25 protein-coding genes and 1 riboswitch are annotated in these 24,914 nt (G+C 65.8%); of the genes, 12 read left to right on the top strand and 13 right to left on the bottom strand.

The features are described from left to right. The first annotated feature begins 90 nt into the window (after window positions 1-90). On the top strand, window positions 91-801 hold the full coding sequence (locus RCAP_RS05825; RefSeq protein ID WP_013066903.1) for an HAD family hydrolase: 711 nt from the start codon (window positions 91-93) through the stop codon (window positions 799-801). A 299-nt stretch (window positions 802-1,100) separates the two neighbouring features. Next, window positions 1,101-2,618: a D-alanyl-D-alanine carboxypeptidase family protein gene (locus tag RCAP_RS05820; RefSeq protein ID WP_238530244.1), complete on the top strand. Its 1,518-nt coding sequence runs from the start codon at window positions 1,101-1,103 to the stop codon at window positions 2,616-2,618. 99 nt (window positions 2,619-2,717) lie between these two features. Here RCAP_RS05820 and ccoS read toward each other — a convergent pair whose 3' ends face one another. The 8 genes from ccoS to ccoN all read right to left on the bottom strand — a co-directional run bounded on the left by ccoS (window position 2,718) and on the right by ccoN (window position 10,792). Continuing rightward, window positions 2,718-2,876 carry a cbb3-type cytochrome oxidase assembly protein CcoS gene (gene ccoS, locus RCAP_RS05815; protein ID WP_013066901.1) on the bottom strand — a complete coding sequence of 53 codons (159 nt, stop codon included), beginning with the start codon at window positions 2,874-2,876 and terminating at the stop codon, window positions 2,718-2,720. A gap of 17 nt (window positions 2,877-2,893) precedes the next feature. Then, on the bottom strand, window positions 2,894-5,122 hold the full coding sequence (locus tag RCAP_RS05810; RefSeq protein WP_013066900.1) for a cation-translocating P-type ATPase: 2,229 nt from the start codon (window positions 5,120-5,122) through the stop codon (window positions 2,894-2,896). Between the two features lie 5 nt (window positions 5,123-5,127). Continuing rightward, complete coding sequence (locus RCAP_RS05805) at window positions 5,128-5,583, bottom strand: nitrogen fixation protein FixH (protein WP_013066899.1); 456 nt, start codon at window positions 5,581-5,583, stop codon at window positions 5,128-5,130. Window position 5,584: 1 nt separating this feature from the next. Next, complete coding sequence (ccoG, locus tag RCAP_RS05800; RefSeq protein WP_013066898.1) at window positions 5,585-7,045, bottom strand: cytochrome c oxidase accessory protein CcoG; 1,461 nt, start codon at window positions 7,043-7,045, stop codon at window positions 5,585-5,587. 280 nt (window positions 7,046-7,325) lie between these two features. Then, window positions 7,326-8,219, bottom strand: a complete 894-nt coding sequence (ccoP, locus tag RCAP_RS05795) for a cytochrome-c oxidase, cbb3-type subunit III (RefSeq protein ID WP_013066897.1) — start codon at window positions 8,217-8,219, stop codon at window positions 7,326-7,328. Window positions 8,220-8,264: 45 nt separating this feature from the next. Beyond that, window positions 8,265-8,441: a CcoQ/FixQ family Cbb3-type cytochrome c oxidase assembly chaperone gene (locus tag RCAP_RS05790; protein ID WP_013066896.1), complete on the bottom strand. Its 177-nt coding sequence runs from the start codon at window positions 8,439-8,441 to the stop codon at window positions 8,265-8,267. 11 nt (window positions 8,442-8,452) lie between these two features. Then, window positions 8,453-9,181 (bottom strand): cytochrome-c oxidase, cbb3-type subunit II, encoded by a 729-nt coding sequence (gene ccoO / locus RCAP_RS05785; RefSeq protein ID WP_013066895.1) that lies wholly within the window; start codon window positions 9,179-9,181, stop codon window positions 8,453-8,455. Window positions 9,182-9,193: 12 nt separating this feature from the next. Next, window positions 9,194-10,792, bottom strand: coding sequence for a cytochrome-c oxidase, cbb3-type subunit I (gene ccoN, locus RCAP_RS05780; RefSeq protein ID WP_013066894.1), 1,599 nt, complete (start codon window positions 10,790-10,792; stop codon window positions 9,194-9,196). A gap of 249 nt (window positions 10,793-11,041) precedes the next feature. Here ccoN and RCAP_RS05775 point away from each other — a divergent pair, with 249 nt between their 5' ends. Then, window positions 11,042-11,881: a universal stress protein gene (locus RCAP_RS05775; RefSeq protein ID WP_013066893.1), complete on the top strand. Its 840-nt coding sequence runs from the start codon at window positions 11,042-11,044 to the stop codon at window positions 11,879-11,881. 66 nt (window positions 11,882-11,947) lie between these two features. Here the strand turns inward: RCAP_RS05775 and RCAP_RS05770 are convergent, their stop codons facing one another. Next, on the bottom strand, window positions 11,948-12,331 hold the full coding sequence (locus RCAP_RS05770) for a DUF2147 domain-containing protein (protein ID WP_013066892.1): 384 nt from the start codon (window positions 12,329-12,331) through the stop codon (window positions 11,948-11,950). Between the two features lie 137 nt (window positions 12,332-12,468). Between RCAP_RS05770 and hisA the strand changes: the two genes are divergently transcribed. The 4 genes from hisA (at window position 12,469) to RCAP_RS05750 (ending at window position 14,799) form a co-directional block, all read left to right on the top strand. Continuing rightward, complete coding sequence (gene hisA, locus RCAP_RS05765; RefSeq protein ID WP_013066891.1) at window positions 12,469-13,188, top strand: 1-(5-phosphoribosyl)-5-[(5-phosphoribosylamino)methylideneamino]imidazole-4-carboxamide isomerase; 720 nt, start codon at window positions 12,469-12,471, stop codon at window positions 13,186-13,188. A 168-nt stretch (window positions 13,189-13,356) separates the two neighbouring features. Beyond that, the gene (gene hisF, locus RCAP_RS05760; RefSeq protein ID WP_013066890.1) at window positions 13,357-14,118 is read left to right on the top strand and encodes an imidazole glycerol phosphate synthase subunit HisF; all 762 of its coding nucleotides are present in this window, start codon (window positions 13,357-13,359) and stop codon (window positions 14,116-14,118) included. Beyond that, window positions 14,115-14,426, top strand: a complete 312-nt coding sequence (locus tag RCAP_RS05755; RefSeq protein WP_013066889.1) for a phosphoribosyl-ATP diphosphatase — start codon at window positions 14,115-14,117, stop codon at window positions 14,424-14,426. Before hisF ends, RCAP_RS05755 begins: the two co-directional genes overlap by 4 nt. Window positions 14,427-14,496: 70 nt before the next feature. After that, window positions 14,497-14,799: a DUF1330 domain-containing protein gene (locus RCAP_RS05750; RefSeq protein ID WP_013066888.1), complete on the top strand. Its 303-nt coding sequence runs from the start codon at window positions 14,497-14,499 to the stop codon at window positions 14,797-14,799. 28 nt (window positions 14,800-14,827) lie between these two features. On the opposite strand, the gene aroC is transcribed toward RCAP_RS05750, so the two are convergent. Next, on the bottom strand, window positions 14,828-15,928 hold the full coding sequence (gene aroC, locus RCAP_RS05745; protein WP_013066887.1) for a chorismate synthase: 1,101 nt from the start codon (window positions 15,926-15,928) through the stop codon (window positions 14,828-14,830). Window positions 15,929-16,187: 259 nt separating this feature from the next. On the opposite strand from aroC, the gene RCAP_RS05740 reads away from it, so the two are divergent. Genes RCAP_RS05740 through RCAP_RS05720 form a run of 5 tightly spaced genes read left to right on the top strand, consistent with a single transcriptional unit; the run spans window position 16,188 to window position 19,980 of the window. After that, a complete protein-coding gene (locus tag RCAP_RS05740; protein ID WP_013066886.1) occupies window positions 16,188-16,691 on the top strand; it encodes a type III secretion system chaperone family protein in 504 nt (167 codons plus the stop codon). A gap of 24 nt (window positions 16,692-16,715) precedes the next feature. After that, window positions 16,716-17,528, top strand: coding sequence for a pyrroline-5-carboxylate reductase (gene proC, locus RCAP_RS05735; protein WP_013066885.1), 813 nt, complete (start codon window positions 16,716-16,718; stop codon window positions 17,526-17,528). Then, window positions 17,525-17,863 carry a tRNA-binding protein gene (locus tag RCAP_RS05730; RefSeq protein WP_013066884.1) on the top strand — a complete coding sequence of 113 codons (339 nt, stop codon included), beginning with the start codon at window positions 17,525-17,527 and terminating at the stop codon, window positions 17,861-17,863. Before proC ends, RCAP_RS05730 begins: the two co-directional genes overlap by 4 nt. After that, entirely contained in the window at window positions 17,863-18,804 is a 942-nt protein-coding gene (locus RCAP_RS05725; RefSeq protein ID WP_013066883.1) for a 2-hydroxyacid dehydrogenase, read from the top strand. Before RCAP_RS05730 ends, RCAP_RS05725 begins: the two co-directional genes overlap by 1 nt. Before the next feature lie 57 nt (window positions 18,805-18,861). Further along, on the top strand, window positions 18,862-19,980 hold the full coding sequence (locus RCAP_RS05720; protein ID WP_013066882.1) for a beta-ketoacyl-ACP synthase III: 1,119 nt from the start codon (window positions 18,862-18,864) through the stop codon (window positions 19,978-19,980). A gap of 227 nt (window positions 19,981-20,207) precedes the next feature. Here RCAP_RS05720 and gcvP read toward each other — a convergent pair whose 3' ends face one another. The 3 genes from gcvP to gcvT are packed head-to-tail and all read right to left on the bottom strand — an operon-like array spanning window position 20,208 to window position 24,536. Beyond that, on the bottom strand, window positions 20,208-23,042 hold the full coding sequence (gene gcvP, locus RCAP_RS05715) for an aminomethyl-transferring glycine dehydrogenase (RefSeq protein ID WP_013066881.1): 2,835 nt from the start codon (window positions 23,040-23,042) through the stop codon (window positions 20,208-20,210). Window positions 23,043-23,054: 12 nt separating this feature from the next. Further along, window positions 23,055-23,411, bottom strand: a complete 357-nt coding sequence (gcvH, locus tag RCAP_RS05710; protein WP_031321040.1) for a glycine cleavage system protein GcvH — start codon at window positions 23,409-23,411, stop codon at window positions 23,055-23,057. 15 nt (window positions 23,412-23,426) lie between these two features. After that, entirely contained in the window at window positions 23,427-24,536 is a 1,110-nt protein-coding gene (gene gcvT, locus RCAP_RS05705) for a glycine cleavage system aminomethyltransferase GcvT (protein WP_013066879.1), read from the bottom strand. Between the two features lie 136 nt (window positions 24,537-24,672). Next, a riboswitch (glycine riboswitch) is annotated at window positions 24,673-24,763 on the bottom strand. Between the last annotated feature and the right edge of the window lie 151 nt (window positions 24,764-24,914).

The following is a 24,914-nucleotide window of genomic DNA, read 5'->3' as shown; positions in this document are numbered from 1 at the left end:
TATAGGACCATGGCGCGGCAAGAAAAGCCAGTGCGGCGCATCTTGCCAACAGCGCACCCCGGCGTCAGTTTGGCCGCAAGGAGAGCCCCGATGACCCTGACCACGATCGGCTTTGACGCCGATGACACGCTTTGGCACAACGAGCGGTTCTTCCGCCTGACCCAGGCGCGGTTTCACGACCTGCTGGCCGATCACGCCGAGGTGGCGCAGCTGGAACAGCGCCTGCTCGCCGCCGAGCGTCGCAACGTCGGCGCCTATGGCTTTGGCGTCAAGGGCTTCACGCTGTCGATGATCGAGACCGCGATCGAGGTCAGCGCGGGCCGCGTCCCCGCCGCGGTGATCGGCGAGATCCTGGCCGCCGGGCGCGAGATGCTGGCGCATCCGATCGAGATCCTGCCCCATGCCCGCGAGGCGGTGGAGGCGCTGTCGGACCGCTACCGGCTGGTGCTGGTGACCAAGGGCGATCTGCTCGATCAGGAACGCAAGCTGGCGCAATCGGGCCTGGGCGATCTTTTCGACGCGGTCGAGATCGTCTCGGACAAGCGGCCCGAGACCTATCGCGCGGTCTTCGCGCGCCATGGCACCGGCGCGGATCAGGGGCTGATGGTGGGCAATTCGCTGAAATCCGACGTGCTGCCGATGCTCGAGGCGGGCGGCTGGGGCGTGCATGTGCCGCACGAGATGACCTGGGCGCTGGAACATGCTACCCCGCCCGCGGCGCATCCGCGCTTTGCGGCGCTGCCGGATCTGGGCGGGCTGGCGGGGCTTGTCGCCGCGATTGCGGCGGGCGCGGCGGGCTGATCCGCGACGGATCACCACAAGCTCTGGGCCGCGACCCGGCCGCCACCCCAACATGTTGACGAAATTCAGCCCTGCGTTGCACGAACGCCTCAGTTGAAGCCTTTGAATCTTCGTGGTTTTCAGCACCGGGAAGCCGTGCTAATCTTGCCGCCAAGCCCCAGACCACAACGGGGTACATAGAGGCAGTAAGGGCAGTTATCGTGACCAGGCTGACGCACTGGGGCCGTTCGGGGCTTTTGGCAATATTCTTGGCTGTTCTTCCGGTGGCGCTCTCGGCGGCACCGTTTGCAGCCTATGTGATGGACGCGCGCACCGGCGAGGTTCTTTACGAAAAGAACGCCGACACCCGGCTTCACCCGGCCTCTCTGACCAAGATGATGACGCTCTACATCGCCTTTCAGGCGATCGAATCGGGCGAGGCGAGCCTTGACACGATGGTCACGGTCTCGGCCAATGCGGCCGGTCAGGCGCCCTCGCGGCTGGGGCTGCGCACCGGACAAAAGATCGCCCTGCGCTATCTGATCCGCGGCGCGGCGATCAAATCGGCCAACGATGCTGCCGCGGCGATCGGCGATTTCCTCGAGGGCGACGAGGCGCATTTCGCGGCGCGGATGAACCGCACCGCCAAGGCGCTTGGCATGAAGAACACCACTTTCAAGAACGCCAACGGGCTGACGAAGGCGGGGCATCTGTCGACCGCGCATGACATGTCGATCCTCGGCCGCCACCTGCTTTACGATTTTCCCCAGTATTACAACCTGTTCTCGCGCCGGACCGCGGATGCGGGCATCGCCCATGTGGCCAATACCAACCGCCGCTTTCTGGACGCCTACGACGGCGCCGACGGCATCAAGACCGGCTATACCGTGCCCGCGGGCTTCAACCTGACCGCCTCGGCGCAGCGCGGCAACAAGCGCATCATCGCGACGATCTTCGGCGGCACCTCGCCCGCGGCGCGCAACTCGAAGATGGCCGAGCTGATGGACCTGGGGTTTGAGCGCGCCCCCGGCAAGGTCAATGCGCAAAAGCCCGAGCCGCCGATGCTGATGGCCAATGCCGAAAGCGACATCGCCGGGCCGCAGGTCGAGGCCGCGCAGGAGGCCGAAGACGGCGACGAGGAGGCGGTGAAACTGGCCGCCGCCGCCGCCGGGGCCGCCACCGTCGCCGCCCGCGCCGCCGCCCCCGAGGCGCTTGAACTTGCAGGCCTGGCCCGCAGCCCGCGCCCGCAGGCCCGCCCGGCCACCGCCGCCGCGACGCCCGAACCGGAGGAAGCGCCGGTGCAGCTCGCCGCCGCCGCGCCCGAACCGGCCCCCGAAGCCGCGCCGCTGGAGCAGGTCACCGCGCCGCAACCCGAAACCCTGGCGATGATCGAGCCCGCCGACGAAACCGTCGAGGCACAGGGCGACACCGATCCTTCGGGTCCGGTCTTCATCCAGACCGCCACCGCGCAGCCCGAAACCCTGGCGCTTGGCGCCTCGGCGCAGGTGCCGCGCAATGACACGGTGATTCTCGCCGCGCTGACGCCCCCCGCGCCGATGCCCGAAGGCAAGCGCGAGGTCGTCGCCCGTGCCTCTTCCTCGGGCGGGCGCAACTGGGGCATCAGCCTGGGCAAATATCCGTCGCAATATGCCGCCGAACAGGTGCTGCTGAAAACCGCGCTGATGGAAAGCACGGCGCTGTCGCAGGGGCTGCGCAAGGTCGCGACCCGCAAATCGGGCTATGACGCGCTCTTTGTGGGCCTCAGCCGCGGCGACGCCGATCTGGCCTGCGCCCGTCTGGCCGCCCGCGCGGTCGATTGTTCGGTGATCGGGCCGTAACCACCCGCGACAAGAGCGTATTTTTGCCAAGAAGAAACCCGGATCCCTGAAAAGAGGTCCGGGTTTCTTCTTGGTGCAAATACGCCCCTTTCCGCGGGGTCAGCTTTTCGGGCGGTCGTCGTATTTGCCCGACAGGATCCGTTCGGCATCGCCCTTCGGGTCGTCATATTGCCGGGCGCGCAGCGACCACAGGAAGGCGACAAGGCCGAAACCGCCCAGAAACAGCGAGATCGGGATCAGATAGGTCAGGACCGACATCTTGGGCTCCGTTCGGGCTATTTCAGCCGCATCGAGTTCAGCGACACTGTAATCGACGAGGTCGACATCGCCAAGGCCGCCGCAAGGGGCGTGGCAAGGCCCACCAGCGCCAGCGGCACGGCGACGACGTTATAGGCGGCGGAGATCACGAAATTCTCCTTGATGCGGCGCCGCGCCTGTCCGGCGATGCGCAGGGCGTCGCCCACCGGCGCCAGATCGGCGCCCAGAAGCACGATGTCCGAGGCCGTGCGCGCGGCATCGAGCGCCGAGGCGGGCGAGATCGAGACATGCGCCGCAGCGAGCGCCGCGGTGTCGTTGAGCCCGTCGCCCACCATCAGCACGCGCCGCCCCTGCCCCATCAGATCGGCGACCAGCGCGGCCTTTTCCGCGGGCAGCGCGCCCGAATGCCATTCGGTGATGCCAAGCTTGCCCGCCAGCGCCGAAACCGCCGTCTCGACATCGCCCGAGACCATCAGCACCCGCTTGCCCTGCGCGGTCAGAAGCGCCACCGCCTCGGCCGCGCCCAGACGCAGGTGATCCGAAAAGCGGAAGGTGACCGGCTCGGCCGCGCCCAGACGCAGATGCGTGGCGGTGCTGTCGCAGGGCGCGGCGCCGACCCAGTCGGCCCGGCCCAGCCGCAGCGCAAGCGCCCCCAGCCGCCCCTCGATGCCGAAGCCGGGCACCTCGCGCAGATCATCGAGCACGACGGGGCGGATGTCCCGCGCCTCGGCCGCGGCCACCAGCGCCCGCGCCAGCGGATGCGAGGAGGCCTGCGCCAGCGCCGCCGCAACGGAGAGAGTTTCCTCCTCGATCGTGTCGAGCCCTTCCAGAACCGGCGCCCCCATCGTCAGCGTGCCGGTCTTGTCGAAAACCACCGTGTCCACCTCGGCCAGACGTTCCAGCGCGGTGCCGTCCTTGATCAGAAGCCCCTTGCGGAACAGCTTGCCCGACGCCGCGGTGATCACCGCAGGCACGGCCAGCCCCAGCGCGCAGGGACAGGTGATGATCAGCACGGCGGCCGAGATGTTGACGGCAAAGCGCAGATCGCCGCCCGTGGCCCACATCCAGTAGCCGAAGGCCGAGAAAGAGAGCGCATGCACCAACGGCGAATAGGCCCGCGCGGCGCGTTCGGCCAGGGTCGTGTAACGGGTCTTGGCGCTTTCGGCCATCGCCACCAGATCCGCCATCCGGTGCAGCGAGCTGTCCTTGCCCGCCGCGGTGACGCGCAGCGTCAAAGGCCCGGTCAGGTTCACCTCGCCCGCCGAGAGCATCGTGCCCGGGCCCACATAGACCGGCAGGGTTTCCCCGGTCAGAAGCGAGCGGTCGGTTTCCGAGGTGCCCGAAGTCACCTCGCCATCGGCCGGGATGCGGCCGCCCGGGCGCACCCGGATCAGATCGCCCGGCTTCAGATCGGCCACCGGCACGATCGTCTCGACGCCCTCGCGCAGAAGATGCGCGCGCGGCACTTCCAGCGCTGCCAGTTCCTCGGCCGCCGAGCGCGCCACGGCGCGGGTGCGGTAGTCAAGGTAGCGGCCGACTAGCAGGAAGAAGGACAGCATCACCGCCGCGTCGAAATAGGCGTGATGGCCATGGTGCATCGTCTCGAAGATCGAGATCGAGGAGGCGAGGATCAGCGCCAGCGAGATCGGCACATCCATGTTGACGCGGCCGTGTTTCAGCCCGCCCCAGGCCGAGGCGAAGAAGGGCTGGCCGACGAAGACCACGGTCGGCAGCGCGATGGCGGCGGAAATCCAGTGGAACATGTCGCGCGTCGCGGCCTCGGCGCCCGACCAGACCGCGATCGACAGAAGCATGATGTTCATCATCGCGAAACCGGCGACGCCGATCCGCATCAGAAGATCCCGGCCGCGCTTGTCGGTTTCCGTGGCCGAGAGCATGCCGGGGTCAAGTTCATAGGCCTCGTAGCCGATTTTGGCCAGCGCCTCGACCAGCGTCTCGGCGCTGACCCCCGCCTCGGCATCGACCGAAACGCGTTTCAGCGTCAGGTTCACCCGCGCCGAGCGCACACCGGGCTGCGCCTCCATCTCGCGTTCGACATCGGTGATGCAGACCGCGCAATGGGCGGTGGGCAGCGAGAGCATGATCCGCGCCCCCTTGATATCGCCCGATTTCGCCAGATCCTCGGCCGAGGGGGCGGCCAGGCAGGCCGGGCAGGCGGAAGCGGAGAGGTGATCTTCGGTGACCCCCGCAGGGGGGGCCACCGACGCAAGGGGGGCAGCGGTCATTGGGCTCAGCCTTCGACGAAGAAATCGAGGCGCTGCCGGAACAGCACCCCGTCCGCGGATGTGGCAGAAAGGTGGATCAGCCAGGCCCCGGGGGCAAGGCTGAGGGGCGCGGAATAAACGCCGTCGGTCCGGGTCATCTGCGGGGTCCGGTCCTCGGCCGCCATGGTGGTGCGGCCGACCAGAACCTCGAGCTGGCCCAGCGGCGCGGGTTGCCCCGCCCGGTCGCGGATGTCGAGGCTCAGCACGCCATCCGCATAGGCGGGCTTGACCGTCCAGCCCAGCCGCTCCTGCGCGGCGCGGTCGGCATCGAAGGTCTGCGAGGCGACATAGGAATTCGCCACTTCAAGCCCCGGGAAGGTCTTCACCGCCTGCACCGCCATCGTCACGTTGACGGCGATGATCAGCCCGAAGAAGGCCACGAACATCAGCAGGACCTTGCGGCCGGTCAGCGGTTTCGCCATTTCACTTGCCCTTGCCGTTGAAGACGGTATCGGCGGAATCCGACACCGGCTCGTCCTCGCCGACCTGTTCGACCCAGATCATGATCTCGGTGCGCTTCGCCCCGGCAAGATCCGACGCGGGTCCAGCATCGAGATAAAGGCGCTGGTTGTAAAGCTGGTCGGCGGGCACGGTGACGGTGTCGCCCTCGACCCCTTCCAGCGTCAGTTTCAGCGCCTGGGTTTCCTCGTAATCCGCCGTCGTCGCCGAGATCCGGAAGGTTTCTTCCGACCCGTGCTTGTTGCGGATGCGCAGCGTGTAGATGTTGCGGATCGTGCCGTCCGATTGCGTCACGAACAGCGGATCACGGCTGGGCGTGACGTTGAAGTCCAGCGGCGAGCGCAGGAACAGCCCCACCACCAGCGCGATGCCGAAGCCCGACCAGAGCGTGAAATACAGCAGCGTGCGCGGACGCAGCACGTGTTTCCAGATGTTCGTGACCTTGTTGCCGGCGCGTTCGTTCGTTTCGTCCTTCAGCGCCATGTAGCCCACCAGACCGCGCGGCTTGCCGATCTTGTCCATCATCTCGTTGCAGGCGTCGATGCACAGCCCGCAGGTGATGCATTCGAGCTGCTGGCCGTTGCGGATGTCGATCCCCATCGGGCAGACGTTGACGCAGGCCATGCAATCGATGCAATCGCCCTGCCCCTCGGCCAGTTTCTCGTTCTTTTGCAGCTTGCCGCGGGGTTCGCCGCGCCATTCGCGATAGGCAATCGTGATCGTGTCCTCGTCCATCATCGCGGCCTGGATGCGCGGCCAGGGGCAGGCATAGATGCACATCTGTTCGCGGGCGAAACCGCCAAAGGCAAAGGTCGTCGCGGTGGCGATGGCGATGGTGGTGTAAGCGATCGGCGAGGCGTCGCCGGTGAGAAGATCGGAAAGCAGCGTCGGCGCATCGGTGAAATAGAACACCCATGCCCCCCCGGTGGCCAGACCGATGAACAGCCAAAGCCCCCATTTGATCAGCCGCTTGCGGATCTTCTCGGCATTCCAGGCCTGACGGTGCAGGCGGATGCGGTTGTTGCGGTCACCCTCGACCCAGCGTTCCACAAGGATGTAAAGATCGGTCCAGACCGTCTGCGGGCAGGCATAGCCGCACCAGACCCGGCCCAGCGCCGAGGTGAACAGAAAAAGGCCAAGCCCGGCCATGATCAGAAGGCCCGCGACGAAATAGAATTCATGCGGCCAGATCTCGAGCCCGAAGAAGAAGAAGCGCCGGTTGGCCAGATCGAGCAGAACCGCCTGATCGGGCAGCGCCGCGCCGCGGTCCCAGCGGATCCAGGGCAGGATGTAATAAATGCCCAGCATCAGCGCCATCAGCACCCATTTGAGCGAACGGAACTTGCCGGAAATGCGTCGGGGGAAAATCGGTTCACGCGCGAAATAAAGCGGCGCGTCGTCGGGACTTGGTTGATTGGCGCTCACGGGTGTCTCCGTTGGCTGGGCTCCGTCCTGATGGGATTGAACAGGAACGGGCCGGGTTTGCAACTGCACCTTAAAGCTATATTGCCGATGCAGCTTTTTGGACGTGCTTTCCCCGGATCGGGGCATTTCGGCCAGAACATGCGGCCCCCCGCCCTCTTGATCGGGCGGGCCGGGACGCAGATATGTTGAAACGCACCGACGCCCCAGGAAACGCGCGAACAGGACGGGGCGTCGGTGCTTCCCGGGGGGTCAGGCAACCCCCCGGGGATCCGTTTGGCTGTTACTGGCCACCGCCCAGGCTGTGGACATAAGAGGCCACGGCCCGGATCTGCGCTTCGCTCAGACGCGGTTTCGCGCCATCGGCCGCCCAGCTCCAGGACGGCATCACGCCGCCGCGGCCCAGCTGTATCGTGGTGGTGATCGTATTCGCATCGCCGCCATAAAGCCAGATCCCGTCGGTGAGGTTGGGCGCGCCCATCTCCACCATGCCCTTGGCGTCTTCGCCATGGCAGGACACGCAATTGTCGGCAAACACCTGCTGACCCGCGGTCGCCCGGGCTTCATCGGCCGGCTGCCCCGAGATCTTCAGGACATATTGCACGACGTCGTCGATCTGCGCCGGTTCAAGCAGCTCGTCGGTCAGATGCGCGGGCATGTTCGCGACCGGCAGCGTGTCCGGATCGAGCGGATCGCGGATGCCGTGCTTGATGTTGGTGTAGATCGTCTCGATCGAGCCGCCATGCAGCCAGTCGCCGTCCAGCAGGCTGGGGAAGCCGGTGTTGCCGCCCGCCCCCGCGCCGTGGCACTGCGCGCACCAGGTGCGGAACACCGCGGCGCCCGCGTTGCGGGTGTAGGTCACCAGTTCCGGATCGGCCGCGATCGCGGTCAGATCCGTCGCCACCAGCTTGTCTTCCACCGCCTTGTTCATCTCGGCGAATTTGGCGATGTCCTTTTCGACATCGGCCCGGGTCGAAGACCCGAGAATGCCCGGCGTCGCCCCCGAGGCGAAGATCGGCCAGGCCGGCATCGCGATCGAATAGGCCACACCCCAGACGATGGTGGCGTAGAAGGTCCACAGCCACCAGCGCGGCAGCGGCGTGTTCAGTTCCTCGATGCCATCCCACGAATGTCCCGTGGTCTGCACCTCTTTTTTGGTCGTCGGTTTTTTGCTCATCTCCACGCCTCCTTACCGCGTGGCGCCGTCGTCGTGTCCGGGGTCTCAGCCCTGGCCACGATCGGCGGGTTTGTCTTCATGGCGGAAAGGGATGTTCGCGATATCGTCGTGAACCCTGGACGATCCGGGCCGGAAGGCCCAGATAACGGCACCGATGAAGGTGAGCAAAAGCGCAAGCGCCGCCCAGCTGTCGGCGAATTCACGCAGGATATGATAGTCCATCCCCAGCTCCTTCAGCGACTTGCCACGGGTTGGAAGGTCGAGAAATCGACCATCGTGCCGAGCACCTGCAGATAGGCCACCAGCGCATCCATCTCCGTCAGGCCGGGTTTGCCATCGAAGTTGCGGATGTTGACCTTTTCACCGTAATTCGCCACCAGCGTGGCGCTGTCGGCGTTCGGATCCGCCTGGGCCACGAAGTCGGCCTTGGCGGCGGCGATCATCTCGGCGCTGTAGGGCACGCCCACAAGGGCGTCCGTGCTGACACGGTCCTCGATCCAGGTGCTGTCGAGCGGCACATTGGCCAGATAGCTGTAGCTGGGCATCACCGATTCCGGCACCACCGATTGCGGGTTCGACAGGTGTTCGACATGCCAGGCATCCGAGTAGCGGCCGCCGACGCGGGCAAGGTCGGGCCCCGTCCGCTTCGAGCCCCACTGGAACGGGTGGTCATACATCGATTCCGCCGCCAGGCTGTAATGGCCATAGCGTTCCACCTCGTCGCGCATCGGCCGGATCATCTGCGAATGGCAGACATAGCAGCCCTCGCGGATGTAGATGTCCCGCCCGGTCAGCTCGAGGGGGGTGTAGGGACGCATCCCCTCGACCTTCTCGATGGTGTTTTCCAGATAGAACAGCGGCGCGATTTCCACGATGCCGCCGATGGTGACGACGAGGAAGGCGAAGATCAAAAGCAGCGTCGCGTTCTTTTCCAGAACGTGGTGTTTGTCCATGATTGACATCTGCGTCGCTCCTTATTCCGCCGGAACCGCAACGGCGAGATTGGCCGTCTTCGGTTGTTTCGCGACCGTGGCCCAAAGGTTGTAGGCCATGATCAGACCGCCGGTCAGATACAGCACACCCCCGACGCCACGCACGACGTTCATCGGGAACTTGGCGCCCACGGTGTCGGCGAAACCGTTCACCAGGAAGCCCTGCGCATCGACTTCACGCCACATCAGGCCTTCCATGATGCCCGACACCCACATCGAGGAGGCGTAAAGCACGATCCCGATGGTGGCGAGCCAGAAGTGCCAGCTGACCAGTTTCAGCGAGTAAAGCCCCGAACGGCCCCACAGGCGCGGCGTCAGGAAGTAGAGCATGCCGAAGGTGATCATGCCGTTCCAGCCCAGCGCGCCCGAATGCACGTGACCGATGGTCCAGTCCGTGTAGTGCGAGAGCGAGTTGACCGCCTTGATCGACATCATCGGGCCTTCAAAGGTCGACATGCCGTAAAAGCCGATCGAAACCACCATCATCCGGATCACCGGATCGGTGCGCAGCTTGTCCCAGGCGCCCGAAAGCGTCATCAGGCCGTTGATCATGCCGCCCCAGGACGGCATCCACAGGATCACCGACATCACCATGCCCAGCGTCGAGGCCCAGTCGGGCAGCGCGGTATAATGCAGGTGGTGCGGACCGGCCCAGATGTAGAGGAAGATCAGCGCCCAGAAGTGGACGATCGAGAGCTTGTAGGAATAGACGGGACGCTCGGCCTGTTTCGGCACGAAGTAATACATCATGCCCAGAAAGCCCGCGGTGAGGAAGAAGCCCACGGCGTTGTGGCCGTACCACCATTGCGTCATCGCATCCTGCACGCCCGCCATCAGCTGCACCGATTTGGTGCCGAAGATCGAGACCGGAACGGCCAGGTTGTTGACGATGTGCAACATGGCGATCGTCACGATGAAGGACAGGTAGAACCAGTTCGCCACGTAGATGTGGGGTTCCTTGCGCTTGAAGATCGTGCCGAGGAAGGCGATCAGATAGGCCACCCAGACGATCGCGACGAGGATGTCGAGATGCCAGTTCAGCTCGGCATATTCCTTGCCCTGCGAGCCGCCCAGCAGATAGGAGGTCGCGGCGGTGACGATGATCAGCTGCCAGCCCCAGAACACGAACCAGCCAAGCGCCGTGCCCCCGAAGAGACGCGCCGCCGAGGTGCGCTGCACGACATAGAAGGCCGAGGCGATCAGGGCGTTGCCGCCAAAGGCGAAGATCACCGCCGAGGTGTGCAGCGGACGCAGGCGCCCGAAGTTCAGCATCCCGTTGCCGAATTCAAGGTTCAGCGCGGGGAAGGCAAGCTGGAAGGCGATGATGACGGCCACGAGAAAGCCGACGATCCCCCAGAAGGTGGTTGCGATCACGCCGGCGCGGATCACGCCGTCGAAATACTCGTCTTTCGAGGGTTTGGCGTCCCCCATGGTGCGCAGCACCCAGATGAACGCGATCACGGCCGCCAGCGCGACCTCGACCATGTTCACCATATACGGCAAATCTCGCGCCTGACTGGCGGCGTAAGCGGCAATAGCCACCACGACGCCAAGCGCGACAAGCTTGACGTAATCCCACATGTTTTTTGCGTCCCTTCGCGTTTTTAAATCCCGTCCCGACGATTCGGCCGGAGCAGGAAGTCTCTCTCTCTTGTTCTTTGTGACTTCAGGGTATGACACCCGCTTTGACCTTGATCAAACTCTTGACAAGAGGATGCGACCGTTCGTCGCACCGTGTCACGGTGTCCACTTGAAAGCTTGATCCGCGTCAAGGCGTAACCGGACGGAACCCGTTAATTTAAGGACAGAATCGGCACATGGAGGGGTCTCATGGCCTACAAAACAGTTTTGACGATTGTGACGGATGTCTCACAGGCCCGGATGCAGCTTGAGTCGGCCGTGGCCGTGGCTCGTGCCGAGGACGCCCATCTTGAAGTGCTCTGCATGGGTGTCGACCGGACGCAGACGGGCTATTACTACGCCGGGGCAACGGCCTTCGTGCAGCAGGAAGTTCTGGACCGCGCACAGGACGAGGCGCGCGATCTGGAACGGGCGATGCGCGAGCGTCTGGCGGGCGAGGAAATCCGCTGGAGCAGCGAGGCCGTGGTGGCGCAGATCGGCGCGATCGCGACCGTCGTCGGGCTGCGCGCCCGCTTTGCCGACCTGGTCGTGATGGGGCATCCCTATGGCAAGGGCCGCGGTCAGGAACTGGAAGCCGCGGTCGAGGCCGCGCTCTTCGAGGGGCAGTCGCCGGTGATGATCATGCCCGATGCGCCGGTGGCGTCGCTTGCGCCGCGCCGCGTCGTGGTGGCGTGGAACCAGTCGAACGAGGCGATGAACGCGATCCGCAAGGCGCTGCCGCTGCTCAAGGCGGCGACGCTGGTGGACATCACGGTGATCGACCCGCCCGCGCATGGACCGGAACGGTCCGACCCGGGCGGACAGCTGAGCCAATGGTTGGCGCGGCATGGCGTGAAGGTCGAAGTGTCGGTTCTGGCCAAGACGCTGCCGCGGATCTCGGATGTGATCAACCGCCATGTGCGCGACACCTCGGCCGAGATGGTGGTGATGGGCGCCTATGGTCACTCGCGCTTCCGCGAGGCGATCCTGGGCGGCGCCACCCGCAACATGCTCGAGATGGCCGAAGTGCCGGTGCTGATGGCGCATTGAACGAACGACGACTGCCACTCACGAAAGCGAACGGCGCCCCACGGGGCGCCGCTTCATCTTGCGGGGTCAGTCCACCTTGGTCCAGGCCTGCGCCTTGCAGATCAGCCCGCCCGCGACGCAGCCCGACAGCTTCATCGACTTGCCCGAAAGCGCGATCTTGCCGATGTAGATCTTGTCATTCGAGGGCCGCCAGACCTTGCCCTCATAGGCGCCCGGCCCCTTCGGCACCATGTCGATGACGATCTGCCGGCCGACATTGGGCGAGTCGTAAGGCCCCGTCTCCTTGAAGGATTTCACGATCGTGCCGCAAAAGGCCGGACCGCAGGGGGCGATCTTCACATGCGCATAGGCGCCGTCGTCGGGCTGGGTCTGCCACAGCCCCTCGATCGGGTCGGCCGCGGCCATCCCCGCCACAAGGCACAGGCCCGCCGCCATCAGGGTCGTCTTCATCGGTCTCTCCTCCCGGTTTCCCTGCGCGTCATTGCGACACAGCGCCCGATTCCCGGCAAGCCTGACGTGACGTTGACCCGGGCTTGGCAAGCGCCCTCCCCCATGGCAAGAGGCGGCAAGCGACAAGGAGCCAGCCCATGATCCTCTATCCCGCAATCGACCTCAAGGACGGCAACTGCGTGCGGCTTTTGCACGGCGAAATGGACAAGGCCACGGTCTTCGGCACCGATCCGGCGGCGCAGGCGGCGAAGTTCGAGGCGGCGGGCTGCGCCTGGGTGCATCTGGTCGATCTCAACGGCGCCTTTGCGGGCGAGCCGGTGAACGGCGCCGCGGTCGAGGCGATCCTGGCCCGCATCACCGTTCCGGCGCAGCTTGGTGGCGGCATCCGCGACATGGCGACGATCGAGCGCTGGCTCTCGAAGGGCCTGGCCCGCGTCATCCTCGGCACGGTGGCGGTGGAAAACCCCGATCTCGTACGCGAAGCGGCGAAGGCCTTCCCGGGGCAAGTGGCGGTCGGCATCGATGCGAGGAACGGCAAGGTGGCGACCAAGGGCTGGGCCACGGAAACCGACGTGCTGGTGACGGATCTGGCGCAAAGCTTCGAAGATGCGGGCGTGGCGGCGATCATCTACACCGACATCCTGCGCGACGGCGCGATGACCGGCCCGAACATCGAGGCGACCGAGGCCCTTGGCCGCGCCGTCACGATCCCGGTGATCGCCAGCGGCGGCGTCTCCTCGCTGCCCGATCTGATCGCGCTGCGCGACACCGGCGTGATCGCAGGCGCAATCTCGGGCCGGGCAATCTATGACGGCGCGCTTGATCTGCAAGCGGCGCTTGCGGCGCTGAAGGCCTAGGGGGGCGCTGCCCCCCGTCCCTGCGGGACTCCCCCCGGGATATTTGTGGCAAGATGAAGAGGCTTCGGTTTCATCTTGCCACAAATATCCCGGGGTGCGGGGCAGAGCCCCGCTCGACGCTTTCCAAGCCGCAAGACGCCCGCTAGAAAGGCGCCAAAGGAGTGCCCCATGCTCAAGACGCGCATCATTCCCTGCCTCGACGTGGCCGATGGCCGCGTGGTCAAAGGCGTGAACTTCGTCAATCTGATCGACGCGGGCGACCCGGTCGAGGCCGCCAAGGCCTATGACGCGGCGGGCGCGGACGAGCTGTGTTTCCTTGACATCCATGCCACGCATGAAAACCGCGGCACGATGTTCGATCTGGTGACCCGCACCGCCGAGCAATGCTTCATGCCGCTGACCGTGGGGGGCGGCGTGCGCACGCAGGAGGATGTCCGTGCGCTGCTTCTGGCGGGGGCCGACAAGGTCAGCTTCAATTCGGCCGCCGTCGCCAATCCCGATGTGGTGGCCGAAGCCGCCGATCGCTTCGGGTCGCAATGCATCGTCGTCGCCATCGATGCGAAGACGGTCGAACCGGGGCGGTGGGAGATCTTCACCCATGGCGGGCGCAAATCGACCGGCATCGACGCGGTCGAATTTGCCCGGCATGTCGAGGCGAAGGGGGCGGGGGAAATCCTGCTCACCTCGATGGACCGCGACGGCACCAAGGCCGGGTTCAACCTTCCCCTCACCCGCGCCATTGCCGATGCGGTGAAGATCCCGGTGATCGCCAGCGGTGGCGTCGGCACGCTCGATCACCTCGTCGAGGGCGTGACCGAGGGCCATGCCTCGGCGGTCCTTGCCGCCTCGATCTTCCATTTCGGCACCTACACGATCGGCGAAGCGAAAGCCCACATGGCCGCCGCCGGCATTCCGATGAGGCTTGCATGACCGCCCTGTCCCGCCTGGCCGCCACCGTCGAAGCCCGCAAGGGCGCCGATCCCGAAAGTTCCTGGACCGCGAAGCTTTTCGCCAAGGGCCCGGAAAAATGCGCCGAGAAATTCGGCGAGGAAGCGGTCGAGGCGATCATCGCCGCGGTGAAGAACGACCGTGCGAACCTTGTTTATGAAGCCGCCGACGTGCTTTACCATCTGACCGTGATGCTGGCCGCGCGCGACGTGAGCCTGGACGAGGTTCTGGCCGAGCTGGACCGCCGCGCGGGCACATCTGGCATTGCCGAGAAAGCCGCGCGGGGCTGAAAGGTCGCGGGCCAAGACGCTTGCAAAATCCCCCCCTGCCCCGCAGGCTGACCGAAAGCGGGAGGGGAAGATGAGCGAGACACCCAAGGGCTACTGGGTCGGCCATGTCACCGTGGAGGATCCGCAGGCCTATCAGGCCTACCGCGCCGCCAATGCCGCCGCCTTTGCGAAATACGGGGCGCGTTTCCTTGTCCGCGGGGGCGCGATGGAGGTGGTCGAGGGCGATCTGCGCCCGCGCACCATCGTCATCGAATTTCCCAGCCTCGCCGCCGCGCGCGCCTGTTACCTGAGCCCGGAATACCAGCATGCGCTGGGACTGCGCACGCCGGTTTCCGAGGCCGATATCTGCATCGTCGAGGGTTGGATCGGCTGAGCCGATCCGGGGTCGAGGGCTGGATCGGTTAACCGATCTGGCCGCGGACCCCGCCGGTCTGCGCGCGGTCCAAAAGCAGGTGATCAAGGATCACGCAGGCCATCATCGCCTCGGCCACCGGCACGGCGCGGATGCCGACGCAGGGATCGTGACGGCCCTTCGTCACCACCTCGACCGCCTCGCCCGCCGTGTTGATCGAGCGGCGCGGCGTCAGGATCGAGGAGGTCGGCTTGACCGACATCCGCACCACGATCGGTTGCCCGGTGGTGATGCCGCCCAGAATGCCGCCCGCGTGATTGCTCAGATAGTCCGGCCCGTTCGGCCCCATCACGATCTCGTCGGCATTCTCGGTGCCCAAAAGCGCCGCCGCCGCCATGCCCTCGCCGATCTCGACGCCCTTGACCGCATTGATCGTCATCATCGCCGCCGCCAGATCGCTGTCCATCTTGGCATAGATCGGCGCCCCCAGACCAGGGGGGCAGCCCGTCGCCACCACCTCGATCGCGGCACCGACCGAATTCTGATCCTTGCGGATCGCGGCGAGATAGTCGGTCCACTCCGCCACGGCCGAAGCATCGGGCAGGAAGAACGGGTTGCGCAGGATTTCCGCGGCGTCGAAATTGGCGCGGTTCAGATGTTTCTCGCCCATCTGCACCATGTAGCCGGTGATCGTCAGGCCCGGCACCAGCGCCTGCAGCACCGCCTGCGCGACGCCACCCGCCGCCACCCGCGCCGCGGTTTCCCGCGCACTCGAGCGGCCCCCGCCGCGCGGATCGCGCAGCCCGTATTTCTGGTGATAGGTGATGTCGGCATGACCCGGGCGGAACTGCCGCGCGATCTCGCCGTAATCTTTCGAGCGCTGGTCGGTGTTCTCGATCATCAACTGAATGGGCGTGCCGGTCGTGCGCCCCTCATAGGTGCCGGACAGGATCCGCACCCGGTCCGGTTCCTGCCGCTGCGTCGTCATCGCCGATTGGCCCGGGCGGCGGCGGTCCAGAAACACCTGGATGAATTCTTCGGAAATCGCGATGCCGGGCGGGCAGCCGTCGACCGTGGCGCCCAGCGCAGGCCCGTGGCTTTCGCCCCAGGTGGTGACGCGGAAGATGTGACCGAAGCTGTTGAACGACATGGGGCCCTCCGTTTGCATCCGCCATAAGCCAAGGCCGCGCGCCGATAAAGCGCGAATTGCCCCGCCCGCCCCCCGCAAGCATCGGAATTATCCCCGGGATTCCGCAGGCTTCACGACTTATCCACGATAATCTGCTTTACACAGGGGTCTGCAGGCCCCACGATATCTTGTAGGGACGGCAGGGAAAACTGCCGCTCATAGTGGCCCCGGCGAATCCTAGCGGGGCTCTTTGATGGGCACACAGGCAAACGGGACGCGCATGGCACTGAGCGAAGATTTCCTGGACGGCTCCGATCTGCATCCGATCGATGTGGTCGAAAGCGTCGCGCTTGCCTATGAGTGGGACTTTGACCGCGTCGCCCACGACCAGATCGCGATGACGGTCGAGGGGCAGTGGCGGTCCTATGCGATCACGCTGGCCTGGTCGGACAGCGAAGAGACGCTGCGGCTGATCTCCACCTTCGAGATCGACCCGCCGAAGGACCGCGAAGGCGCGCTTTTCGAGCTTCTCAATGCGATCAACGATCAATGCTGGACCGGGGCCTTCACCTATTGGGCGGCGCAAAAGCTGATGGTCTGGCGCTATGGGCTGGTGCTGGCGGGCGGGCAGATCGCCGCGCATGAGCAGATCGACCGGATGATCCGCTCGGCGCTGACGGTGTCGGAACGCTTCTACCCGGCGATGCAGCTGACCACCTGGGGCAATGACACGCCCGAGGCGGCGATGAAAGTCGCCATTGCCGAGGCTTACGGCCGCGCCTAATCTGCCCCCAAAAGGGGGATTGCGATGGATTTTTCCGATATCGAGGCCCGCGGGCTGGTGCTTTTGGGCTGCGGCAAGATGGGCTCTGCGCTGCTTGCGGGCTGGCTGCGGCAGGGGCTTTCGCCGACATCCGTGCATGTGGTCGAGCCGTTTCCAAGCGACTGGCTGAAGGGCAGCGGTGTGGCGCTGAACAGCGCCCTGCCTGCGGCGCCTGCCGTGGTTCTGGTGGCGGTGAAGCCGCAGATGATGGCCGAGGCGCTGCCGGGCCTGCAGGCGATGGGGGGCGGCGAGACGCTTTTCGTCACCGTGGCCGCGGGCACGACGCTTGCGAAATATGCAGCGATTCTGGGGGCTTCGACGCCGGTGGTGCGGGCGATGCCGAACACGCCCGCCGCGATCGGCCGCGGCATCACCGCGATCTGCGGCAATGCGACGGCGACCCCGGCGCATCTGGATCTGGCCGAGGGGCTCTTGTCTGCCGTCGGTCAGGTGGTGCGGCTGGAGGGCGAGCATCAGATGGATGCGGTCACGGCGGTTTCGGGTTCGGGCCCGGCCTATGTCTTTCACCTGATCGAGGCGCTGGCCGCGGCGGGCGAGGCCGAGGGGCTGCCTGCCGATCTGGCGATGAAACTGGCCAAGGCGACGGTGGGCGGCGCCGGGCAGCTGGCGGAAGATGCCACGGAAAGCCCGGCGCAGCTGCGCGTCAACGTCACCTCTCCGGGCGGCACGACGGCGGCGGCGCTCACCCATCTGATGGACCCCGAAACCGGCTTTCCGGGGCTGTTGCAGCGCGCGGTCAAGGCCGCGGCGGACCGCGGGCGGGAACTGGGCCAATGAGCGAGATCAGCTACGACGACTTCGCCAAGGTCGATATTCGCGTCGGCCGCATCGTCGACGTGCAACCCTTCCCCGAGGCGCGCAAGCCCGCCTACAAGCTTTGGGTCGATTTCGGCCCCGAGGTCGGCGTGAAGAAATCCTCGGCGCAGGTGACGGTGCATTACACGCCGGAAACGCTGATGGGGCGGCAGGTTCTGGGCGTCGTCAACTTCCCGCCGCGCCAGATCGGGCCGTTCCGCTCCGAAGCCTTGGTGCTGGGCCTGCCTGATGCCGATGGCGCCGTGGTGCTGATCGGCCCGGGGCAGGACGTGCCCTTGGGCGGGAAGATGTTCTGATGCGGGTTCTGGTCACGCGGGCGCTGACGCCGCGCATCGAGACGATCCTGCGCGCCGAATTTGCCGCCGAGTTTCGCGAGCGTGACGCGCCGATGACATTGGCCGAGGCGCGGGACGCTTTGGCCACCTATGATGCGCTCCTGCCGACCCTGGGCGATGCCTTGCGGGCCGAGGCCTTCACAGGACCCATCCGCGCGAAATTGCTGGCGAATTTCGGTGTCGGCGTGAACCATATCGACCTGGCGGCGGCGAAGGCGGCGGGGCTGGCGGTGACGAACACCCCCGGCGCCGTCACTGATGCCACGGCCGATATCGCGATGACGCTGTTGCTGATGTCGGCACGCCGCGCGTCGGAAGGCGAGCGGATGCTGCGCGCGGGCGGCTGGACCGGCTGGGCGCCGACGCAGATGCTGGGCGCGCATGTGACGGGCAAGCGGCTGGGCGTGATCGGCATGGGGCGGATCGGTCAGGCGGTGGCGAAACGCGCCCATTTCGGCTTCGGCATGCAGGTCGCCTATGCGTCGCGCAGCCCGAAAACCCTTGATGTCCCGGCCACCCCCCTGCCCCTGCCCGATCTGCTGGCACAATCGGATTTCGTCGTTCTGGCCGTGCCCGCAACACCCGAGACGCATCACCTTATCGGCGCGGCGGAACTGGCGCTGATGGCGCCCCACGCCCATCTGATCAATGTCGCGCGCGGCGATGTGGTGGACGAGGCCGCGCTGATCGCGGCGCTGCAGGCGGGCCGGATCGGCGGCGCCGGGCTGGATGTCTATGAACACGAGCCCCACGTCCCCCCGGCCCTGATCGCGCTTGAAAACGTCACGCTGCTTCCGCATCTGGGCACCGCGACCGAGGAGGTCCGCGATGCGATGGGGCTGATGGCGGTGGAAAATCTGCGCGCCTTCCGTGACGGCACGCCGCTGCCAAACGCTTTATGAAGGCTTGACGACAGCCGCGGCCCGGCGGAATTTGGCCCCGACCCTGGGGGAGCCTTCATGTATCAGCCAGCCATCACCGCAACCGGCGTCTTCGTGCCGCCCGATGCGATTTCGAACGACGACCTTGTAGCCGCGTTCAACGCCTATGCCGACCGTTTCAACGCCGCGCATTCGGATCAGATCGCCGAAGGCGAGATCAGCCCGATGGAGCATTCCTCGTCGGAATTCATCCTGAAAGCCTCGGGGATCGAGAGCCGCTATGTGATGGACCGCAAAGGCGTTCTGGATCCCGACCGGATGTATCCGGCGCTGCGCCAGCGCTCCGATGACGAGCCCGGGATCATGGCGGAAATGGCCGTCGATGCCTGTCAAAAGGCGCTGGCCAAGGCCGGGCGCACCGGGGCAGAGGTCGATCTGGTGATCTGTGCCGCCTCGAACATGGAACGCGCCTATCCGGCCATTGCGATTGAAATTCAAAAGCTTCTGGGCGCGGGTGGCTTTGCCTTCGACATGAACGTCGCCTGTTCCTCGGCCACTTTCGGGATTCAGGCGGCCGCCGACATGATCCGCGCGGGCTCGGTGCGGCGGGCGCTGGTGGTGAACCCGGAAATCACCTCGGGGCATCTGGAATGGCGCGACCGCGATTGCCATTTCATCTTCGGCGATGTGGCGACGGCCACGCTGATCGAGCGGCAGGTGGATGCCGCGCAGGGCTTCGCCATCCGCTCGGTGAAATGCGCGACCGAGTTTTCGAACAACATCCGCAACAACAACGGCTTTTTGCGCCGCACCCGGCCCGACGGGCTGGCGGATCGGCGCGACATGCAATTCATGCAGGAGGGCCGCAAGGTCTTCAAGGAAGTGCTGCCGCTGGTCTCGGCGCATATCCTGCATCATCTGGAGGCCGAGGGCGTGGCGGCAAGCAGTCTGAAGCGGCTCTGGCTGCATCAGGCGAACAAGACGATGAATGATTTCATCGGCCGCAAGGTGCTGGGGCGCGATCCGGTGCCCGGGGAACAGCCCAACATCCTGCAGGAATTCGCCAATACCTCCTCTGCCGGGTCGATCATCGCCTTTGACCGGTTTTCCGACGACCTGAAACCGGGCGATAGGGGGCTGATCTGCTCCTTCGGCGCGGGCTATTCGGTCGGTTCGGTGATCGTGGAGCGGTTCTGAAACGGCCGGTTCGGGCGGATCAGGAAAGGCACTGCCTTTCCCCGCCCGTCAGTGCAACGCCGCCCCAAGACCGTTTGCCCCAAGCCCGAACAGAGGCCGGCGCCCGTCCCGGCGGGCGAGAAGCGCCCGCCGAGGGCGGGGCGGGCGCTGGCCGACGGCCTTTGGGCCGCGGCCGGATACTCGGAAACCCTGCGCAAGGCCGAGGCGATGGCCTCGGCCAAACGCCGTTACTCCGCCGCCCAGTCCGCCACCGGCGGGCAGGTGCAGACCAGATTGCGGTCGCCATAGACGTTGTCGACCCGCCCCACCGGCGGCCAATATTTGTCGACGCGGAAAGCGCCGGGCGGAAAACAGCCCTGCTCGCGCGAGTATTTCCGGTCCCAACCCGCCACCAGATCCTCGACCGTGTGGGGCGCGTGATGCAGCGGGCTGTCCTCGGCCGCGATCCGCCCCTCGGCCACGTCGCGGACCTCTTCCCGAATGGCCAGCATCGCGGTGATGAAACGGTCGATCTCGGCCTTGGTCTCGCTTTCCGTGGGTTCCACCATCAGCGTCCCTGCCACCGGCCAGCTCATCGTCGGCGCATGGAAACCGTTGTCGATCAACCGCTTGGCGATGTCATCCACAGTCACGCCCACTTCGGCAAAGGGCCGGGTGTCGAGGATGCATTCATGTGCCACCCGGCCACGGTTGCCCATGAAAAGGATCGGGTATTCGGACTTCAGCCGCGCCGCGATGTAGTTCGCGTTCAAGATCGCCACGCGGGTCGCCTGCGCCAGCCCCTCGCCCCCCATCATCAGACAATAGGCCCAGGAAATCAAAAGGATCGACGCCGATCCATAGGGCGCGGCAGACACCGCCCCGGGTTTGCCGTCGGTCTCCACATGGCCGGGCAGATAGGGCGCCAGATGCGCCTTGACGCCAATCGGCCCCATGCCGGGACCGCCGCCGCCATGCGGAATGGCAAAGGTCTTGTGCAGGTTGAGGTGGCTCACGTCCGAGCCGCATTCGCCCGGCTTCACCAGCCCCACGAGCGCGTTCATGTTCGCGCCGTCCATATAGACCTGCCCGCCATGGCGATGGGTGATGGCGCAGATTTCCTTCACCGTTTCCTCGAACACGCCATGGGTCGAGGGATAAGTGATCATGCAGGCCGCCAGCCGGTCGCCCGCCTGCGCCGCCTTGTCGGCGAAATCTTCCAGATCCACATCGCCATTCGGCGCGGATTTGACCACGACCACCTTCATCCCCGCCATCGCCGCCGAGGCCGGGTTGGTGCCATGCGCCGAAACCGGGATCAGACAGATATCGCGTTGCGCGTCACCGCGGGCACGGTGATAGGCGGCAATCGTCATCAGCCCGGCATATTCGCCCTGCGCGCCGGAATTGGGCTGCATCGAAAACGCGTCATAGCCGGTGATTTCGCACAGCTTCGCCGTCAGATCCTCGATCATCTCGGCATAGCCGCCCGCCTGATCGGCCGGAACGAAGGGGTGCAGCGAGTTGTAGCGGTGCCAGGTGAGCGGCGCCATTTCCGCCGCCGCATTGAGCTTCATCGTGCAGGAGCCAAGCGGGATCATCGCCCGATCCAGCGCCAGATCGCGGTCGGACAGACGGCGCATGTAGCGCATCATCTCCGACTCGGCGCGGTTCATGTGAAAGACCGGATGCGTCAGATAATCGGTTTCACGCAGCATTTCCGCCGGGAAGCCAAGGGTTTGCCCCATCGGCGGCACGGTCTTGATGCCGAAACTGTCCAAAAGCCGCACCAGCACGTCTTCATCGGTCAGCTCGTCAATCGAGATGCCGACGCGCCCCTCGCCCACCTTGCGCAGGTTGATCCCGTGCTGACGCGCGGCGGCCATGATGCCCTGCTGCCCCACGCCCACCCGCACGGTGATCGTGTCGAAAAACGCCTGCGGCGCCACATCGGCCCCGGCGGCGACCAGCGCATCGCGCACGCGGACCGCGTTCAGATGCACCCGCTCGGCAATCGCGCGCAGCCCCTTCGGCCCGTGGAAAACGGCGTAGAAACTGGCGATCACCGCCAGAAGCGCCTGCGCGGTGCAGACGTTCGAGGTGGCTTTCTCGCGGCGGATATGCTGCTCGCGCGTCTGCAACGACAGCCGATAGGCCTTGTTGCCGCGCGCGTCGATCGACACCCCGACGATCCGCCCCGGCATCGTGCGTTTCAAGGAATCGCGGCAGGACATGAAGGCGGCATGCGGACCGCCAAAGCCCATCGGCACGCCAAAGCGCTGCGCCGAGCCCACGGCGATATCGGCGCCCATCGCCCCCGGTTCCTTGAGCAGACAAAGCGCCAGCAAATCCGTTGCCACCACCGCAATCGCCCCCGCTTCATGCAGCATCGCGATGTAATCGGTGAAGTCGCGGACATGGCCATAGGTGCCCGGATACTGAAAAATCGCCCCGAAAACCGCATCGGGCACGAGCTCGTCGGGCTGGCCCTTGACGATCTCGATCCCGAAGGGCGCGGCCCGGGTTTCGAGCACCGCCACCGTCTGCGGATGCAGGTTCAGGTCCACGAAAAACGCCCGCGCCTTCGACTTGGCGGAGCGTTCGGCCATCATCATCGCCTCGGCGGCGGCGGTCGATTCATCGAGCAGCGAGGCATTCGCCACCGGCAGGCCAGTCAGATCGGCGACCATGGTCTGATAGTTCAGCAGCGCCTCCAGCCGGCCTTGCGCGATTTCCGGCTGATAGGGCGTGTAGGCGGTATACCAGGCCGGGTTTTCCAGCACGTTGCGCTGGATCGCGGGCGGCGTCGCGGTGCCGTAATAGCCCTGCCCGATCAGCGAGGTCATCACGGCGTTCTTTTTCTGCACCTCGCGCAGCTTGTCGTGCAGCTCGTGTTCCGTCATCGGCGGCCACGAAAGCGGCGCCGCCTGACGGATCGCCCGCGGCACCGTCTCGTCGATCAGCGCGTCGAGGCTGGGCACCCCCACCACCTTGAGCATCTCCGCCATCTCGGACGGGCTTGGCCCGATGTGGCGGCGGTTGGCGAAATCGTAAGGGTCGTAATCGGTGGGGGTGAAGCTCATGATCTTGCTCGATTATCCGATGAAATCCTCATAGGCGCCCGCGGACATGTAGTCCTCGACCGCGGCCAGATCGGCGACCTTCATCTTGAAGAACCAGGCCTCCATCGGCTTTTCATTCACCAGCGCCGGGGTATCCGGCAGCGCCTCGTTCACTTCGACGATCTCGCCCGCAAGCGGCGCCAGAATGTCGGAAGCGGCCTTGACCGATTCGATCACCGAGACCTCGTCGCCCTTTTCGACCTTGCGGCCCACCTCGGGCAGCTCGACAAAGACGACATCGCCCAGCTGTTCGCTGGCATGTTCGGTGATGCCGACGACGACAAGGTCGCCCTCGATGCGCAGCCATTCGTGTTCGGGGGTGTAACGGATCGGCATTGCTGGCTCCTATCGCTTGTAGCTGGTGGGATGGAAAGGCAGGTCGGTGACGCGGGCGGGCAGCCGCTTGCCGCGGACCTCGCCGTAAACGGTGGCGCCGGGGGCCAGATCCACGGGCAGATAGGCCATCGCCATCGGCCCGTCGATCGAGGGGCCAAAGCCGCCCGAAGTGACCCGGCCGATGGGGCTGCCGCCCGTCGCTTCGGCATAAATTTCAACGCCTTCGCGCATCGGCGCCCGGCCCTCGGGGCGCAGGCCGATGCGTTTGCGCGCGGCCCCCTCGGTCAGCTCGCGCAAGATACGATCCGCGCCCGGAAAGCCGCCTTCGCGCGCGCCACCGCTGCGCCGCGCCTTCTGGATCGCCCAGGAAAGCCCCGCCTCGACCGGCGTGGTTTCGGTGTCGATGTCATGGCCGTAAAGCGGCATCCCGGCCTCGAGCCGCAGGCTGTCGCGCGCGCCAAGGCCGATCGGTGCCACCTCGGCCATCGCCAGCAGCGCGCGGGCAAAGCCCTCGATCACCGCATCGGGCACGGAAATTTCAAAGCCGTCCTCGCCGGTATAGCCGGACCGCGACACCCAAAGATCGGCGCCCTCCCAAACGAAGCGCGCGCTGTCCATGAAGCGCATCGCGGCGACGCCCGGCACCAGCCGCGCCAGCGCGGTTTCCGCCAGTGGCCCTTGCAGCGCCAGCAGGCCGCGGCCCTCGACCACGGTCACACCGGGCACATGGGCGCGCAGATGCGCGATATCGGCCTCGGCGCAGGCGGCGTTGACGACCAGAAACAGATGATCGCCGCGGTTCGCCACCATCAGATCGTCCAGAATCCCGCCCGCCTCATTGGTGAACATCGCATAGCGCTGCCGGTTCAGACCCAGCCCGGCGATATCGACCGGCACCAGCGCCTCCAGCGCCGCCACCGCTTCGATCGGCAGGATCACCTGCCCCATATGGCTGACATCGAACAGCCCGGCCGCGGCGCGGGTGTGCAGATGCTCTTTCAGCACCCCCATCGGGTATTGCACGGGCATGTCCCAGCCCGCAAAGGGGACCATCTTCGCCCCCAATTCCACATGCAGATTGCAAAGCGCCGTGCGCTTCAAGCCCGTATCCCCGGCCATCGCATCCCCCAAGCCGGAAACCCGGCACCGAATCCCTGGGTTTTCACCCGCTCGATGCCCCCCCTGTCCCTGCCTGTCGGCGCCTGAGATCGTTATCCCTTCGGCGGACCCGTTTCGGGGTCACTCTCCAGAGTTCTTTGTCAGAACGGTCCTTTTGCCTGAGAGTTTACCGGGGCGGTTGCTCCTTCGGCCCTGACCTTGCGGCCAGCGTCTCCCGATCCTGACGCCCCTGATCTAGCCCGTCCTGCGACACTCTGGCAAGAGGGAAAAACAAATCCGACGCTTTCGAGAAAAAACCGACACCTTCGGACCCGGACATGAAAAAAGGGCCGGAAAACCCGCGGCCCTTTCATCTTGCCACAAATATCCCGGGGGTCT

Source organism: Rhodobacter capsulatus SB 1003 (assembly GCF_000021865.1).
GTDB lineage: Bacteria > Pseudomonadota > Alphaproteobacteria > Rhodobacterales > Rhodobacteraceae > Rhodobacter > Rhodobacter capsulatus_B.
Note: the sequence above shows the minus strand (reverse complement) of the source record. Positions and strands in the feature narration are given on the sequence as shown.